This is a genomic window from Nocardioides eburneiflavus (assembly GCF_004785795.1).
GTDB lineage: Bacteria > Actinomycetota > Actinomycetes > Propionibacteriales > Nocardioidaceae > Nocardioides > Nocardioides eburneiflavus.
In genome coordinates this window covers 3800120-3814876 of sequence record NZ_SRRO01000001.1, presented here as the reverse complement: position 1 = coordinate 3814876, position 14757 = coordinate 3800120, and the positions used below count along the sequence as shown (strand labels likewise).

Annotated in this window: 15 protein-coding genes; 6 read left to right on the top strand and 9 right to left on the bottom strand. The window is 72.9% G+C overall.

What is annotated here, in order from left to right:
• Positions 1-14 precede the first annotated feature (14 nt).
• Entirely contained in the window at positions 15-1664 is a 1650-nt protein-coding gene (locus tag EXE59_RS17870) for an ABC-F family ATP-binding cassette domain-containing protein (protein ID WP_135840110.1), read from the bottom strand.
• 172 nt (positions 1665-1836) lie between these two features.
• Here EXE59_RS17870 and EXE59_RS17865 point away from each other — a divergent pair, with 172 nt between their 5' ends.
• Positions 1837-3075: an acetyl-CoA hydrolase/transferase family protein gene (locus EXE59_RS17865; RefSeq protein WP_135840109.1), complete on the top strand. Its 1239-nt coding sequence runs from the start codon at positions 1837-1839 to the stop codon at positions 3073-3075.
• Between the two features lie 24 nt (positions 3076-3099).
• Here EXE59_RS17865 and EXE59_RS17860 read toward each other — a convergent pair whose 3' ends face one another.
• Positions 3100-3522 (bottom strand): VOC family protein, encoded by a 423-nt coding sequence (locus tag EXE59_RS17860; protein ID WP_135840108.1) that lies wholly within the window; start codon positions 3520-3522, stop codon positions 3100-3102.
• Positions 3523-3554: 32 nt separating this feature from the next.
• Between EXE59_RS17860 and EXE59_RS17855 the strand changes: the two genes are divergently transcribed.
• Together EXE59_RS17855 and EXE59_RS17850 are read left to right on the top strand one after the other, a co-directional pair.
• Positions 3555-4286 carry a VOC family protein gene (locus EXE59_RS17855; RefSeq protein WP_135840107.1) on the top strand — a complete coding sequence of 244 codons (732 nt, stop codon included), beginning with the start codon at positions 3555-3557 and terminating at the stop codon, positions 4284-4286.
• A 46-nt stretch (positions 4287-4332) separates the two neighbouring features.
• Positions 4333-4965, top strand: coding sequence for a DUF3060 domain-containing protein (locus EXE59_RS17850; RefSeq protein ID WP_135840106.1), 633 nt, complete (start codon positions 4333-4335; stop codon positions 4963-4965).
• A 117-nt stretch (positions 4966-5082) separates the two neighbouring features.
• Here EXE59_RS17850 and EXE59_RS17845 read toward each other — a convergent pair whose 3' ends face one another.
• Genes EXE59_RS17845 through pyrR form a run of 4 tightly spaced genes read right to left on the bottom strand, consistent with a single transcriptional unit; the run spans position 5083 to position 8430 of the window.
• Positions 5083-5625 carry an isochorismatase family protein gene (locus EXE59_RS17845; protein WP_135840105.1) on the bottom strand — a complete coding sequence of 181 codons (543 nt, stop codon included), beginning with the start codon at positions 5623-5625 and terminating at the stop codon, positions 5083-5085.
• Complete coding sequence (locus EXE59_RS17840; RefSeq protein WP_135840104.1) at positions 5622-6926, bottom strand: dihydroorotase; 1305 nt, start codon at positions 6924-6926, stop codon at positions 5622-5624. Before EXE59_RS17840 ends, EXE59_RS17845 begins: the two co-directional genes overlap by 4 nt.
• Positions 6926-7864 (bottom strand): aspartate carbamoyltransferase catalytic subunit, encoded by a 939-nt coding sequence (locus EXE59_RS17835; RefSeq protein ID WP_135840103.1) that lies wholly within the window; start codon positions 7862-7864, stop codon positions 6926-6928. The genes EXE59_RS17840 and EXE59_RS17835 overlap by 1 nt, the downstream gene beginning before the upstream one ends.
• Positions 7861-8430, bottom strand: a complete 570-nt coding sequence (gene pyrR, locus EXE59_RS17830; protein WP_135841378.1) for a bifunctional pyr operon transcriptional regulator/uracil phosphoribosyltransferase PyrR — start codon at positions 8428-8430, stop codon at positions 7861-7863. The genes EXE59_RS17835 and pyrR overlap by 4 nt, the downstream gene beginning before the upstream one ends.
• A 144-nt stretch (positions 8431-8574) precedes the next feature.
• Between pyrR and EXE59_RS17825 the strand changes: the two genes are divergently transcribed.
• Entirely contained in the window at positions 8575-9174 is a 600-nt protein-coding gene (locus EXE59_RS17825; protein ID WP_135840102.1) for a class I SAM-dependent methyltransferase, read from the top strand.
• Between the two features lie 15 nt (positions 9175-9189).
• Here the strand turns inward: EXE59_RS17825 and EXE59_RS17820 are convergent, their stop codons facing one another.
• Positions 9190-10470, bottom strand: coding sequence for an acetyl-CoA C-acetyltransferase (locus tag EXE59_RS17820; protein WP_135840101.1), 1281 nt, complete (start codon positions 10468-10470; stop codon positions 9190-9192).
• Positions 10471-10600: 130 nt separating this feature from the next.
• Between EXE59_RS17820 and EXE59_RS17815 the strand changes: the two genes are divergently transcribed.
• Together EXE59_RS17815 and EXE59_RS17810 are read left to right on the top strand one after the other, a co-directional pair.
• Positions 10601-11935 (top strand): 3-oxoacyl-ACP reductase, encoded by a 1335-nt coding sequence (locus EXE59_RS17815; protein ID WP_135840100.1) that lies wholly within the window; start codon positions 10601-10603, stop codon positions 11933-11935.
• Positions 11935-12828 carry a MaoC family dehydratase gene (locus EXE59_RS17810; RefSeq protein ID WP_135840099.1) on the top strand — a complete coding sequence of 298 codons (894 nt, stop codon included), beginning with the start codon at positions 11935-11937 and terminating at the stop codon, positions 12826-12828. Before EXE59_RS17815 ends, EXE59_RS17810 begins: the two co-directional genes overlap by 1 nt.
• Before the next feature lie 17 nt (positions 12829-12845).
• Here the strand turns inward: EXE59_RS17810 and EXE59_RS17805 are convergent, their stop codons facing one another.
• Positions 12846-13709, bottom strand: a complete 864-nt coding sequence (locus EXE59_RS17805; protein WP_135840098.1) for an acyl-CoA thioesterase — start codon at positions 13707-13709, stop codon at positions 12846-12848.
• A complete protein-coding gene (locus EXE59_RS17800; protein WP_135840097.1) occupies positions 13709-14656 on the bottom strand; it encodes a proteasome assembly chaperone family protein in 948 nt (315 codons plus the stop codon). Before EXE59_RS17800 ends, EXE59_RS17805 begins: the two co-directional genes overlap by 1 nt.
• Between the last annotated feature and the right edge of the window lie 101 nt (positions 14657-14757).

The following is a 14757-nucleotide window of genomic DNA, read 5'->3' as shown; positions in this document are numbered from 1 at the left end:
ATGGTCGACCGATCTCACCACGGCGTGAGCGTCAACTCGGGGCCGTCCCAGTGACGTCGCAGCCATCGGTCGTGGGAGGCCAGCAGCACGCCGCCGGGACAGGCCGCGAGCGCCTCCTCGAGCTCTCCGGCGAGGGCGAGCGACACGTGGTTGGTCGGCTCGTCGAGCAGGAGCAGGTCGGGAGTGGCGGCGATCGCGACCGCAAGGCCCAGGCGACGGCGCTGGCCCACCGAGAGGGCGCCGACCGGCGTGCGGTGGTCGCGCGGGTGCAGCAGCCCGAGGTCGCGCAGCCGGGGTGGGTCGACGAGCCCGGCCACCGCGCGGTCGTACGCCACCAGGGCGGAGCGCCCCGGATGGGTGACGTCCGGGTCCTGGGTGAGCTCGCGCACCGTGCGCGCCGACACCTCGACCGTGCCGGCAGTCGGTGACAGGCGGGACGACAGCACGCCCAGCAGCGTCGACTTGCCCGAGCCGTTGGGTCCGGTGAGCAGGAGGTGCTCCCCCGCAGCGAGGTCGAGCCGTGGCAACCGCATCCGACCTTCGAGCTCGATGTCGCGCGCGTGCACGAGCCGTCCCGTGCCGGCGCCGGTGAGGCCGCCGCGGAAGTTCAGTGGCGGGGGCGGCCTGCGGACCTGCTCCCGCTCGGCGACCGCCAGCCGTCGCCGGGCGTCCTTCTTGCGTCGCGCGAGGGTCTGCTCGACCCGGCCGCCCTTGAAGGAGTAGACGTACTTGTCCCCGTCGGTCCGACCGCGGTCGTGCGCGACCGCCCCCGTGCCGATCCGCGTGGCGTCGCGCAGTCGGGCGATCTCCTCCTGCTGGGCGGCGTACGTCTCCTCCCACCGCCGCCGGGCGTCCGCGCGGGCGGCTTCGTAGGCGCTCCAGCCGCCGCCGAAGCGCCGCCCGCCGCTGCCGTCGGTGCCGAGCGCGCCGGCGTCGAGGTCCACGAGGTCGGTGCAGACGTCGTCCAGCAGGACTCGGTCGTGGCTGGCGAGCACCACCACGCCGGGCAGGTCGCGCAGGAAGTCGGTCAGCACGCCGATCGCGTCGTCGTCGAGGTGGTTGGTCGGCTCGTCGAGCAGCAGGCAGGTCGGCCGCGTCGTCATGATCGTCGCGAGGGCGAGCCGGGTGCGCTCTCCGCCCGACAGGCTGCCGACCACCCGGGCAGGGTCGAGCTCGGACAGGCCGAGTCGCTGCGCCGCGAGGCTCGCGCGGCGGTCTGCGTCCCACGCGTCGTGCGCGAGTGCGACCTCCAGGGCGCGACCGTACGCCGCTTCGCCACGTGCGGTGCCGACGTCACCGGCCAGACGCTCGACGTCCGCGACGGCGGTCCGCAACGGCCCGAGGGCCATTGCCAGCACCTCCTCGATCGTCGCACGGTCGCGGAACGGAGGCTCCTGGCCGAGCAGGACCAGGTCGCCCGGGGCGGTGACGGAGCCGGCGACGCACGCCTGGGCGGGCAGGCGCCCCGCGACCGCGCGGAGCAGCGTCGACTTCCCCGCGCCGTTCTCACCGACGAGCCCGATGCGGCGCCCGGGTTGGGCGAGCAGGTCGACGCCGCCGAGCACGGTCCGGTCGGGGTAGGTCACGGACAGCCCGGTGACCGCGAGGGGAGGGAGCGGGGAGGACGAAGGGGAGGGAGATGGGGACGAGGAGCTGACGGGCATGCGGAGGTCCTTCGACTGGCGGGACTGAGGGACTCGCCGGGCCTCGGGCGCACTGGTGCGCCGCCGCGGGCGCGAGTCGGGTCAGTCCTGGATCCACATGATGACCAACAGCCTAGGAGCGGCGGGCCGGAAGGCCCAGCGGTTTTCCCGGGGGCGCTGGCACGCTGGGCGCATGCAGGTCGTCGACATCGAGCACGCCGTCCGAGTGGTGCGCGAGCACTGTGGCCCCCTCCAGGCGCCGCCCCGGGTGGTGACGAGCGGCAACTTCGCCACCCCGACCGTGCTGCTCGCGGCGCTGGTCGCCGAGCTGCCCGAGGCCCGGCTGCACGCCCTCAACGCGCAGTCCGACCTGCCGGTCCACGACGGCGTGGTCCCCGAGACGACGTTCGTCGGTCCCGGCTTCCGTCGGCACCCCCGCCTCTCCTACGTGCCGTGCCGCCTGTCGATGGTGCCGCGGCTCTTCCACGGCCCCCTCGCGCCCGACGTGGTGGTCGTCCACACCACCACACCGCGCGACGGGCAGGTGTCGCTCGGCCTCGAGGTCAACGTCCTCCCCGCCGCCATCGAGGCCGCACGGGAGCGGGGCGCCCTCGTCGTGGCCCAGCTCAACCCGCGGATGCCGTGGACCTTCGGGGACGCGGTGCTGCCGGTCGAGGACCTCGACCTCGGCGTCGAGGTCGACGTGCCGCTCACCACGCACGTCGCCCGTCCGCCCGGCGAGGACGCCCGGATGATCGGAGCCCGCGTGGCCGCAGAGATCGGCGACGGCGCCACCCTCCAGGCAGGCATCGGCGAGGTGCCCGACGCCACCATCGCCGGCGTACTCGAGCGGCGGGGCCTGAAGATCTGGACGGAGATGTTCAGTGACGGCGTCCTCACGCTGGAGAAGGCCGGAGCCCTCGACCGCGGCACCCCGGTGCGTACGTCCTTCGTGTTCGGCAGCCAGGAGCTCTACGACTGGGTCGACGACAACCCGCGGGTGCGGATGCTGCGCACCGAGACGACCAACTCCCCCGCAGCCATCGCCCAGCAGCCCGCGATGACCTCCATCAACACCGCGCTCCAGGTCGACCTGTTCGACCAGGCCAACGCGTCGCGGATCGACGCCCGGATCCACAGCGGCTTCGGTGGCCAGACCGACTTCACGGTCGGGGCGAGCCACTCGCCGGGCGGGCGGGCGTTCATGGCGCTGCGGAGCTGGCACCCCAAGGCCGACGTGTCCACCATCGTGCCGCTCGTCGACGAGCCCGTGACGTCCTTCCAGCACGGCGCGGTCGTCACCGACCAGGGCATCGCCTGGATGTGGGGCCGCGACGAGCGCACGCAGGCCCGCAACCTGATCGAGCACGCCGCCCACCCGAGCGTCCGCGACGACCTCTGGGAGGAGGCACGGGCCCTGGGCCTCGCGTGACCGGCTGCTCAGCCCGGCCCCGGCTCAGGCGACGAAGACGCAGAACACGTGGCCGGCCGGGCTGGCGTACGCCCGCAGCGGCTCGTCGGGGTCGTCGGTGCGGTCGAGCCGCAGCTCGCCCCCGAGCGCCAGCACCCGCTCGTGGGCGGCGTCGAGCGCCGTGCGCGACGGCACCGTGGTGTCGAGGTGCGAGACCGACGGATGGCCGGGCTCGGGCCAGCGACTCGCGGTCAGCTCCTCGACCTGCTGGATCGCGAGGCACCGGCGACCGTCGGGATGGGTGAGGACGAGCCAGTCGGCCTCGTCGACACCTGCGGCCGGGACCTCGTCGCCGGGACGGTAGGCCAGGCCCAGCAGGTCGCGCCAGAACTCCGCCTCGCCGCGCACGTCGACGGCGTCGAGCACGGTGTGCAGCAGCTGCGGGACCACGGGCGGGAAGTCGCTCACCCTCCGACCCTACGACGTGTCAGGATCGAGGAATGGCCGCACGACCCGCCTGGATCCAGGTCTTCCTCGACGTCCCGTCCGACCGGTTCGAGGAGGCGCTCGCCTTCTGGTCGGCGGTGACGGGCTGGCAGCCGTCCGAGCGTCGCGGCGAGGACGGCCAGTTCCTCACGCTCCTGCCGCGGGAGGGAGCGGCGCACGTCAAGATGCAGGCAGTGGCTGGTCCGGGGGGCGTCCACCTCGACCTCGACTCCGCGGACCGACCGGCCCTGGTCGATCGGGCTCTGACGCTGGGGGCGACGCACGCGTGGACCTACCACGACGTCGAGGTGGCGCACTCCCCCGGCGGCCTCCCCTTCTGCCACACCCTCGTCGACGGCGAGCCGACCCTCGCCCGTGACGGAACGACGATCCTCGACCAGGTGTGTCTCGACATCCCCTCCGCGCACTGGGAGACCGAGGTCGCGTACTGGGCGGCACTCACCGGTCGCGAGCCCGAGGTCGGCGCACTGCCCGAGTTCGTCCGCCTCGTCGAGGAGGGACGGGTGCGGATGCTCCTCCAGCGTCTCGACGAGCAGGACGGACCGGTCCGGGCCCACCCCGACCTCGCCACGGCCGACCGGCGGGGTGACACCGCCCGCCACGTGGGGCTGGGCGCGACGCTCCGCGCCGAGCACGACCACTGGACGGTCCTGGAGGCTCCGGGCGGACAGGTCTACTGCCTCACCGACCGCGACCCGGTGACCGGCCGGGCCCGCTCGGTGTGACCGACCCCACGGCGCGCTCGCGGCCCGCTGTGCGTACTGTCGGTATGTGACTTCACGCCGACACGTCCCGTACGCCCTCCTCGCCGCCTCACTCCTCCTGCCGGCGGCGCCCGCGACCGCCGCCGGGCTGACGGTCCCGGTGCAGTGCGAGGTCGGCTCCGAGACGGTGCTGGCCTGGGACGACGTGGCCTACGACCTGCGCGGGACCTGCGGCGTCGTCCGGGTGACGGCCGACGCCGCGACCGTCACCATGCCCGCCGCCACCCGGCTCGTCGTCGAGGGGGCCGACAACACGATCACGGCGAAGTCGGTGTACGACGTGCTGGTCACCGGTGCGTCCAACGCCGTCACCACCCCGTCGATCACCACCCTCGCCGTCACGGGTGCAGGGTCGGACGTCGCGGTGGCGGGGCTGGTCGAGCGCGCGGAGCTGACCAGCACCGGGTCGTCGCTGACCGCCGACACCGTCAACGTGCTCCGCCTCCGCGGTGCCGACAGCGTGGCCGCGCGCAAGGCCTACCGCACCCGCATCACCGGGTCGGACAACGCGGTGCGACTCCGTCGCGGCGACCGGCTCGTCCTCACCGGCGACCGCAACGGCGTCACGGTCGAGCGCGGTCGTACGACCGTCCGCGACCGCGGGGAGGGCAACGTCCTGGACCTGCGGCCGCGCCGCTGACGGCCGCCGATGAACTTCCACCCGTGCGCGTGGTTCTTCATCCGCACGTGAGCGTGGGGCGGCCCGTGCAAGCCTGAACTTCCACCCGTGTGAGTGGAAGTCCAACTTCGGGTCGTCTCAGCTCCAGGCGACGTCGTCGAGCGTCTGCGGGACCTCGACCGCGTCCCCCAGCGACCACTCGGCCACCCGCGCCACGAGGGCGGCAGGTACGGCGGGGCCGCCTGCGTCGTCGTCCGGGACGTCGTACGTGGTGTGCCCCTCGCGCGGCATCACCACGGTGTACCCCCGGTCGAGTGCGCCGCGAGCCGTTGCCGCGACGCACATCTCCGACTGGATGCCGACCACGATCAACCGGTCGGCTCCGCGGGCCTGCAAGGTGTCGTGGAGGCCGGTGCCGCGGAAGCCGTCGTCGTCCGACTTGGACAGGACCACTTCGCCGCTCCCAACGGCGAGCGCCAGCTCCCAGCCCTCCGTTCCTCGCCGGATGGGCGAATCGGGTGCAGTGCCCTCGTCCTGCAGGTGCACGATCGGCACACCGTCCAACCTGGCGCGCTCGAGGAACGCGGCCAGCCCGGCGACAAAGGTGTCCGCGTCAGGGACGGCGGCCTCACCCTCCACGAGGCCGCGCTGGACGTCGACCACCAACACGGCCGTCCTCACGACGAGTGGGCGCCTGCCTGCGCCAGCGCGCCGTCGCGGACCGTCAGCCGCCCGGCGTACACCGTGTGCACCACCCGGGAGCTGAGGCTGCGGCCGTGCCAGGGGTTGTTGCGCGAGAGCGACGCCGAGGCGTCGCGGTCGACCGTCACCGAGGCGTCCGGATCGACGAGCACGACGTTCGCCGGCGAGCCCGGCGCCAGCGGCCGGCCCTGGTCGGCCAGCCCGGCGATCCGGGCAGGGGTCACCGACATGACCCGGGCGACGTCGGCCCAGGACAGGTCCGGGAGGGCAGTGCGCACGACGCCGAGCGCCGTCTCGAGCCCGAGCATCCCGAACGCCGCGTCGACGAAGGCGTGCTCCTTGTCGTGGCGTGCGTGCGGCGCATGGTCGGTGGCGACGGCGTCGATCGTGCCGTCGGCGAGCGCGGCGCGCAGTGCCTCGACGTCCTCCTGCGGGCGCAGCGGGGGGTTGACCTTGAAGGTCGGGTCGTAGCCCGCGAGCAGGTCGGAGGTCAGCAGCAGGTGGTGGGGCGTCACCTCCGCCGTCACGTCCCAGTGCCCATCTCTTCCGGCCTGGGCCTTGGCCCAGCGGAGCACCTCGACCGACCCCGCGGTCGAGACGTGGGCGACGTGCAGCCGCGACCCGGTGTGCCGCGCCAGCATCACGTCGCGGGCCACGATCACCTCCTCGGCGATGCCGGGCCAGCCCGGGAGCCCGAGCCGGCCGGACAGCTCGCCCTCGTGGCAGCAGGCCGAGGGCCCCGCCAGCGACGGGTCCTGCGCGTGCTGCGACACCACGCCGCCGAACGCCTTGACGTACTCCAGCGCCCGGCGCATCACGCGGGCGTCGTGGACGCACTTCCCGTCGTCGGAGAAGACGGTGACGCCGGCACGCGAGCGGTGCATGAGGCCGAGCTCGGCGAGCTCCTCGCCGGCGAGGCCACGGGTCACCGCCCCGACCGGCTGGACGTGCACGAGGCCGGCCTCGCGACCGAGCTCCCACACCCGGGTCGCGGCCTCGGCCGTGTCGGTCACCGGCGAGGTGTTGGCCATCGCGAGGACAGCGGTGTAGCCGCCCAGGGCTGCGGCCTGGGACCCGGTGAGGATCGTCTCGGCGTCCTCGCGGCCGGGCTCGCGGAGGTGGGTGTGCAGGTCGACGAGGCCGGGCAGCGCCACGAGGCCGGCGGCGTCGATGGTCTCGGCCCCGCTCGGCGCGATGTCGACGAACGTGCCGGTGTCGTCGATGAACAGGTCAGCGGGTCCCTCGCCGAGCAGCGAGGCTCCCTTGATCACCAGCGACATCAGGCGATTCCCCCTTCGGGCGATCCGGCGAGCAGGTGGTAGAGGACGGCCATCCGGATCGCGAGCCCGCTGGAGACCTGCTCCAGCACGACCGACTGCGCCGCGTCGGCGGCGTCAGCAGCGATCTCGAGGCCACGGTTCATCGGTCCGGGGTGGCAGATCGGCACGTCGGGCTTCAGCAGCGCGAGCCGGTTGCGGGTCAGCCCGTAGCCCACGGTGTACTCCCGAGCGCTCGGGAAGAACGCGCCCGACATCCGCTCGCGCTGGACGCGCAGCATCATCACGGCGTCCGCGTCGGGCAGCACGGCGTCCACGTCGTACGACGTCTCGAAGCCCGCCGCGGCCGACCAGGCGACGATGCCGCTCGGCATCAGCGTCGGCGGTGCCACCACGGTGACGCGGGCGCCGAGCCGGGTGAGGCACTGGACGTTGGAGCGGAAGACCCGGCTGTGGGTGAGGTCGCCGATGATCGCGACGTGCCGGCCCTCGAGGGAGCCGAGGTGCCGCTGGAGGGTGTAGGCGTCGAGCAGCGCCTGGGTGGGGTGCTCGTGCATCCCGTCGCCGGCGTTGACCACCGCCGCGTCGACCCACTCGCTCACCTGCACGGCGGCACCGCTGGCGGGGTGTCGGATCACGAGGCCGTCGACGCCCATCGCGCACACCGTCAGCACGGTGTCGCGCAGGCTCTCGCCCTTGGACGCGCTGGAGCCCTTGGCGCTGACGTTGATCACGTCGGCCGAGAGCCACTTGCCGGCGATCTCGAACGACGACCGGGTCCGGGTGGAGTCCTCGAAGAACATGTTGACGACCGTGCGGCCGCGCAGCGCCGGCAGCTTCTTGACCTCGCGGCGCTGCACGTCGTGCATGTCGGCCGCGGTCTCGAAGAGCTGGTGGATGTCGTCGGTCGAGAGGTCGTCGATGGACAGGAGGTGCTTCACGAGATCGTCACCTCGTCGGTGCCGTCGATCTCCGCGAGCCGTACGCTGACGCGCTCGGCAAGGGCGGAGGGCAGGTTCTTGCCGACGTGGTCGGCGCGGATCGGCAGCTGGCGGTGACCGCGGTCGACCAGGACCGCGAGGCGTACGGCCGACGGGCGGCCGAGGTCGGCGAGCGCGTCGAGCGCGGCACGGATCGTGCGTCCGGAGAACAGCACGTCGTCGACCAGCACGACGACCTTGCCGTCGATCCCGGCGGTGGGCAGCGCCGTGCGGTGGGCGCGTCGGGTGGGCTGCGAGCGGAGGTCGTCGCGGTACATCGTCACGTCGAGCTCGCCGACCGCGACGGGTGCGCCCTCGACGGTCGCGATCTTCTCGGCGATCCGCCTCGCGAGGGGTACGCCGCGGGTGTGCAGGCCGAGCAGCACCAGGTCGGTGGCGCCCTTGTTGCGCTCCAACAGCTCGTGCGAGATGCGGGTCAGGGCCCGGGAGATGTCACGGGCGTCGAGGACGGTGCGGTCCGCCCGCTCCGTCGTGGGACCTGGGCTGGCTTCGTCTGGGGCAGGCATCTGCACGCCGGACCTCCTTCTCCGCCTCACGGGACGGCTCGTTAAAGGATGTCGATCGCGCCTGACCCTAGCAGTCGGTCAGGGTCAGCGGCGTAGTGTCGACAGTGGCCGGAACCCGCCGACCGCACAGGTCAGGAGCTCGCCATGGGCATCGGCTACGCCACCGCATACCGCACCGGGATCATCCCCTGGGAGAGGGCGGGTCGCACCGGCCTCCCCGTCCTCGAACGCCTCCTCGACTCCGAGGAGCTCGCCCGGCCCGAAGGCCGACGGCGCGCCATCGACCTCGGCTGCGGTCGCGGCGCCCACACCAAGCTGCTCGTCGACCGTGGCTGGGACGCCATCGGCGTCGACGACGTGCGCCAGGCAGTCGACGTGGCCGTGCGCCGCAACGGACTCGACGACGCCCGCTTCGTCATCGGCGACGTACGCCACCTTCCGCACTCCGGGGTCGGCACCGGCTTCGACCTGTTCCTCGACGTCGGGTGTTTCCAGGGCCTCGACGCCCCGGACCGGGCGCTCATGGCGGACGGGATCACCACGCTCGCCCAGACGGACGCGACGCTGCTGCTGCACACCGCCGGGCCACGGTCGTGGCTCCGCGGCGGACGCGGGGCCACCCGCGCGGACGTCGAGCGTGCGTTCACCGGCTGGTCCATCACCGGGCAGGTCGTCGCCCTGCCCGAGGGCGGCGCCCAGCGCGACGGCGCGTGGTACCGCCTGACCCGCGACCCAGTGGACTGACCGGACCGAGCCGCCTCAGCGCTCCAGGATCGCGACGACGCCCTGGCCGCCCGCGGCGCAGATGGAGATCAGCGCACGGCCCGACCCCTTCTGGGCGAGCAGCTTCGCCGCCACCGGGACGATCCGCCCACCGGTCGCGGCGAACGGGTGTGCGGCCGCGAGCGAGGAGCCGTTGACGTTGAGCTTGTCGCGGTCGATGGCGCCCAGCGGGGCGTCGAGGCCGAGCCGCTCCTTGCAGAACACCGGGTCCTCCCACGCCGCCAGCGTCGCCAGCACCTGCGAGGCGAACGCCTCGTGGATCTCGTAGAAGTCGAAGTCCTGGAGGGTCAGGCCGTTGCGCGCCAGCATCCGCGGCACGGCGTACGCCGGCGCCATCAACAGTCCCTCGTGGCCGTTGACGTAGTCGACCGCAGCGGTCTCCGCGTCGACGAGGTGCGCCAGCACGGGGAGGCCGTGCTCCGCCGCCCACTCGTCGCTGGACAGCAGCACCGCGGACGCGCCGTCCGACAGCGGAGTGGAGTTGCCGGCGGTCATCGTGGCCGCGGCGCCCTTGCCGAAGACCGGCTTGAGCGTGGCGAGCTTCTCCACGGACGAGTCGGGCCGCAGGTTGTTGTCGCGCTCGACGCCACGGAACGGCGTGATCAGGTCGTCGTGGAAGCCCTCCTCGTACGACCGGGCGAGGTTGTGGTGCGAACGTGCGGCGAGCTCGTCCTGCGCCTCGCGGGTGATGCGCCACTCGAGCGCGGTGAGCGCGGCGTGCTCGCCCATCGACAGCCTGGTCCGCGGCTCGCCGTTCTGCGGGATGTCGAGGCCGATGTCGCCGGGGCGGATGGCGCCGAGCGCCTTGAGGCGCGACGCGGTGTCCTTGGCGGAGTTGACCTTCATCAGCTTCTTGCGCAGCTTGTCGCTGATCGCGACCGGCGCGTCCGAGGTGGTGTCCGTCCCGCCCGCGACGCCGGCGTCGATCACGCCGAGCGCGATCTTGTTGGCGACCTGGATCGCGGCCTGGAGCCCGGTGCCGCAGGCCTGCTGGATGTCGGTGGCCGGGGTCTCGGGAGCCAGCCGCGACCCCAGGACCGACTCGCGAGTGAGGTTGAAGTCGCGCGAGTGCTTGAGCACCGCACCGGCGACGACCTCGCCGAGGCGCTCGCCGCGCAGCTCGAAGCGGTCCACCAGCCCGTCGATGGCGGCGGTGAGCATCTCCTGGTTGGAGACACCGGCGTAGACGGTGTTGCTCCGGGCGAACGGGACGCGGTTGCCGCCGAGTACGGCGACCGGGCGAGTGGTGGGCTGCATGTCCATATCCTGTCTGGTGAGGTTCCTCGCGCCAACCGCATGAGGGGCACGTCACGAAATATGGACTCTGAGTGTCACAAGCAGTTACATGTGCTCGTCCCCCGCACAACCGGAAGGCTTCCCTCCACCCATGAGCGACCGTTACCAGGGCTTCGCGTCCACCTCGATCGGCCAGCTGTTCGTGAAGAACCTCGGCCTGCCCAACCCGACCGCGCTCGAGCGGTGGTCAGGCGGCGACAGCCTGGTCGACGGGCTCGTCGTGCTCGGCGGAGAGGGCCGGCTCGCCGAGGCCCTCCCCCGCACCCTCGACGGGCTCGGCATCGCCTCGGCGGCCACCCTCGAGGAAGGCGCCCGCGCCAAGGCGTTGGTCTTCGACGCGACCGGCATCACCGACACCGCTGGTCTCGTCGCCCTCCAGGAGTTCTTCACGCCGCTCATGCGCCGCCTGGAGACGTGTCCGCGCGTCGTCGTCATCGGCACGCCCCCGGAGCAGCGCACCGGGTCCGAGCGGATCGCCCAGCGCGCCCTCGAGGGGTTCACGCGCAGCCTCGGCAAGGAGATCGGGCGCGGCGGCACCGTCCAGCTCGTCTACGTCGCGCCCGCCGCCGACGGCGCCATCGCCTCCACGCTCGCGTTCCTCCTCTCCCCCAAGTCGGCGTACGTCTCCGGCCAGGTCGTGCGGATCGGCGCCCACGGGGGGACCACCACCGACGAGGTCGCCGACTGGATGCGCCCCCTGGCCGGCAAGGTCGCGCTCGTCACCGGTGCCAGCCGCGGCATCGGCGAGGAGATCGCGCGGGTGCTGCACCGCGACGGCGCCACGGTCGTGGGCGTCGACGTGCCGCAGGCGGCCAGCGAGCTGCAGACGCTCATGGCCGAGCTCGACGGCGTCCACCTCGTCCTCGACATCACCGCCAAGGACGCGCCGCAGCGCATCGCCCACCACCTCAGGGAGCACCACGGCGGCGTCGACGTCGTCGTGCACAACGCCGGCATCACCCGGGACAAGAAGCTCGCCAACATGGCCGAGGACCGCTGGAGCAGCGTGATCGCTGTCAACCTCACCGCACCCGAGCTGATCACCCGCGAGCTCCTCGACGCGGGCGTGCTCAACGCGGGCGGGCGGATCATCGGCGTCGCCTCGATCGCCGGCATCGCGGGCAACGTCGGGCAGACCAACTACGCGACCTCCAAGGCCGGCGTCATCGGCCTCGTGGAGAGCCTGCGCGACGAGCTCGACGACGGCATCACCGTCAACGCCGTCGCGCCGGGCTTCATCATCACGCAGATGACCGCGGCGGTCCCCTTCGCGACGCGCGAGGTCGGCCAGCGGCTCAACGCGATGTCCCAGGGCGGTCTGCCGGTCGACGTCGCCGAGACGATCGCGTGGTTCGCCAGCGCCGGCTCGGGCGCGGTCAACGGCAACGTGGTCCGTGTGTGCGGCCAGATGATGCTGGGGGCCTGATGCCGACCGCGCCCCTGGACGCCAAGGTCCTGGACGGCGAGCCCGGTCGGCTCGGCACCCTGGTCCGCGCGGCGCTGCCGGTCGTTCCCGGGATCAACCAGCTGCCCGGCGTCCGCAAGGGCTCCGCTCGCGACTTCGCCGGCCTGTCCTACCGTCGGGAGCAGGTCGAGGCGGAGCGGGCCGGCGTGGATGCGTACGCCGCCGTGTGCGGCTTCCCGCGCCGCGACACGGTGCCGCTGACCTATCCGCACATGCTCGCCTTCCCCCTGCACATGGCGATCATGGGCGACCCGTCGTTCCCGTATCCCGCGATCGGGATGGTGCACGTCGAGAACACCATCACCGCCCACTGTGCGATCGGTGTCGGCGAGGCGCTCGACGTGACCACGGCCGTCGGCGCACCGCGACCGCACGCCCGCGGGGTGCTCCTCGACTTCGTCACCACCGTGAGCGCGGACGGCGAGACGACCTGGGAGTCCACCTCGACCTACCTGCGTCGCGGCCGGTCGATCGAGGGAGAGGTCACGCCCGGCCTCGAGGTCCCCGACCCGCCGACCGGTGGCATCGAGTGGCGCCTGCCCGCCGATCTCGGGCGCACGTACGCCTCGGCGTCGGGCGACGCGAACCCGATCCACCTCTACCCGCTGACGGCGAAGGCACTCGGCTTCCCGCGCCAGATCGCGCACGGCATGTGGACCAAGGCGCGTTCCGTCGCGGCCATCGAGAACCGGTTGCCCGACGCGGTCACCGTGGCGGTCGCGTTCAGGAAGCCGGTGTTCCTGCCGGGCACGGTCGCCTTCGCCGCCCGCTCGGACGACACCGGCTGGACCTTCGCCCTCACCAGCCCGAAGGACGGGTCGCCCCACCTGCTGGGGCGTACGACCTCACCCTGAGGCCGGGCGGTGCCCCGTCAGCGGCCGTCTCGGAGCCGGATCAGGCCCTCCTGGGCGACGGTGGCCACCAGCTCGCCGGACTGGGTGAACACCCGCGCCAGGGCCAGGCCGCGCGCTCCGCCGGCGAACGGTGAGAACTGGTCGTAGAGCCACCACTCGTCGGCGCGGAAGGGCCGGTGGAACCAGATGGTGTGGTCCAGGGACGCCGGTTGGAGCCGCGGTGAGGCGATGTGGATGCCGTGGGGCACCAGGGCCGCGCCGAGCAGCGTGAGGTCGCTGGCATAGGTGAACGCCGCCTGCTGCACGGTGGCGTCGTCGGCGAGGGTGCCGTCGACCTTGATCCACAGGCGGGCGCGTGCCGCGTGCTCCGCGTCCTCGGGAAGGCCCTGGCCGGTGATGCCGACGTGGCGGATGTCGAGCGCCGCCCACTCGCGCTCCCAGTGCTCGGCCACCTCGGGGCCGCGCTCACGGGCGAGGTCGACGAGCGGCATCCCCTGGTCCGGGCCCGGCACCTCGGGCATCCGGTCCTGGTGCTCGAGTCCCGGCTCGGGAACCTGGAAGTTGGCGGTCATGTAGTAGATCGGGCGGCCGTGCTGCCGCGCGGAGACGCGGCGCGTGACGAACGATCGCCCGTCGCGGATGCGCTCGACGTCGTAGACGATCGGCACGGTCGTGTCACCCGGGCGCAGGAAGTAGGAGTGCAGCGAGTGCAGGACGAAGTCGCCGTCCACGCTGCGGGTGGCCGCCACGACGGCCTGGGCGGCGACCTGGCCGCCAAAGACGCGCTGGCGCTCGGTGCGGGCCTGGGCGCCCCGGAACAGGTCGACCTCGAGACGCTCGAGGTCGAGCAGGGTCGCGAGGTCCGCGGACGTGCCCGCCATCAGCGGCCGTCCCAGCCGGGGGTGTCGTCGTCGCTGTCCTTGGGCCGGTCGTCGAGGTCGGCGAGGAAGGCCTCGAAGGCGCTGCCGATCTCCTCGCCGGTGGGCAGCGGCTCGTCCCCCGCGAGCAGCGAGGACCCGCTGGACTCGGCCTCGCGGAAGGAGTCGTACTGCTGCTCCAGGCCCCGCACGACCTCGCCGACCTCGTCGTGGGTCGAGAGGTAGCGGTCGACCTCGGTCTCGGTGATCTCGGCGGCCTCGCGCAGCTCGCCGAGGTCGATCGTCAGGCGGCCACCGATCTCGAGGTGCTCGAGCAGGACGAGCGCGGCCTGCGGATACTCCATCTGGGCGAGGTAGTGGGGGATGTGCGCCACGAAGCCGAGCGCGTCGAGGCCCCACTCCCCCAGCCGCACCTCGAGCAGCGCCTGCGCGCTCGCGGGGACCCGCAGCTCGCCCTGCCACGGGCTCTCCCCGGGGACCAGCTCGGGACGGTTGGCGTGCGGGGTGATCGCGATCGGGCGCGTGTGCGGGACGGCCATCGGCACGGCGCCCAGGCTCACCGTGCGGGAGACCCCGAAGTGCTCGACGACCTCGCGCACGGCGCGGGCGAAGCCCTCCCACCGGGTGTCGGGCTCTGGACCGGCGAGCAGGAGGAACGGCGTGCCACCGGTGTCACGCAGGGCGCGGACGACGAGGCGGGGCGCCTCGTAGTCGGCGTAGCGGTCGCGGATGAAGGTGATCGGCGGGCGCCGGGCGCGGTAGTCGTGCAGCGCGTCGACGTCGAAGGTCGCCACGACCTTGCCCTCGGAGAGCTCCGCGAGGTGCGCCGCGGCGAGCTCCGCCGCCTTGCCCGCGTCGAGGAACCCGGTGAGGACGACGACCAGCGTGAGGTCACCGGCGTCGGCCAGCACCTCGGCATCGTCGACGATGTGCACGAGTCGGTCGGCCATGCGCCAAGACTAGGGCGTACGTGGAGGTGACCCGACACACACCCGCCCCCGTGGGCAGGCGTTGTTACTCAGGGGTAACGTGATCTCGCCTGTCCCCCGCG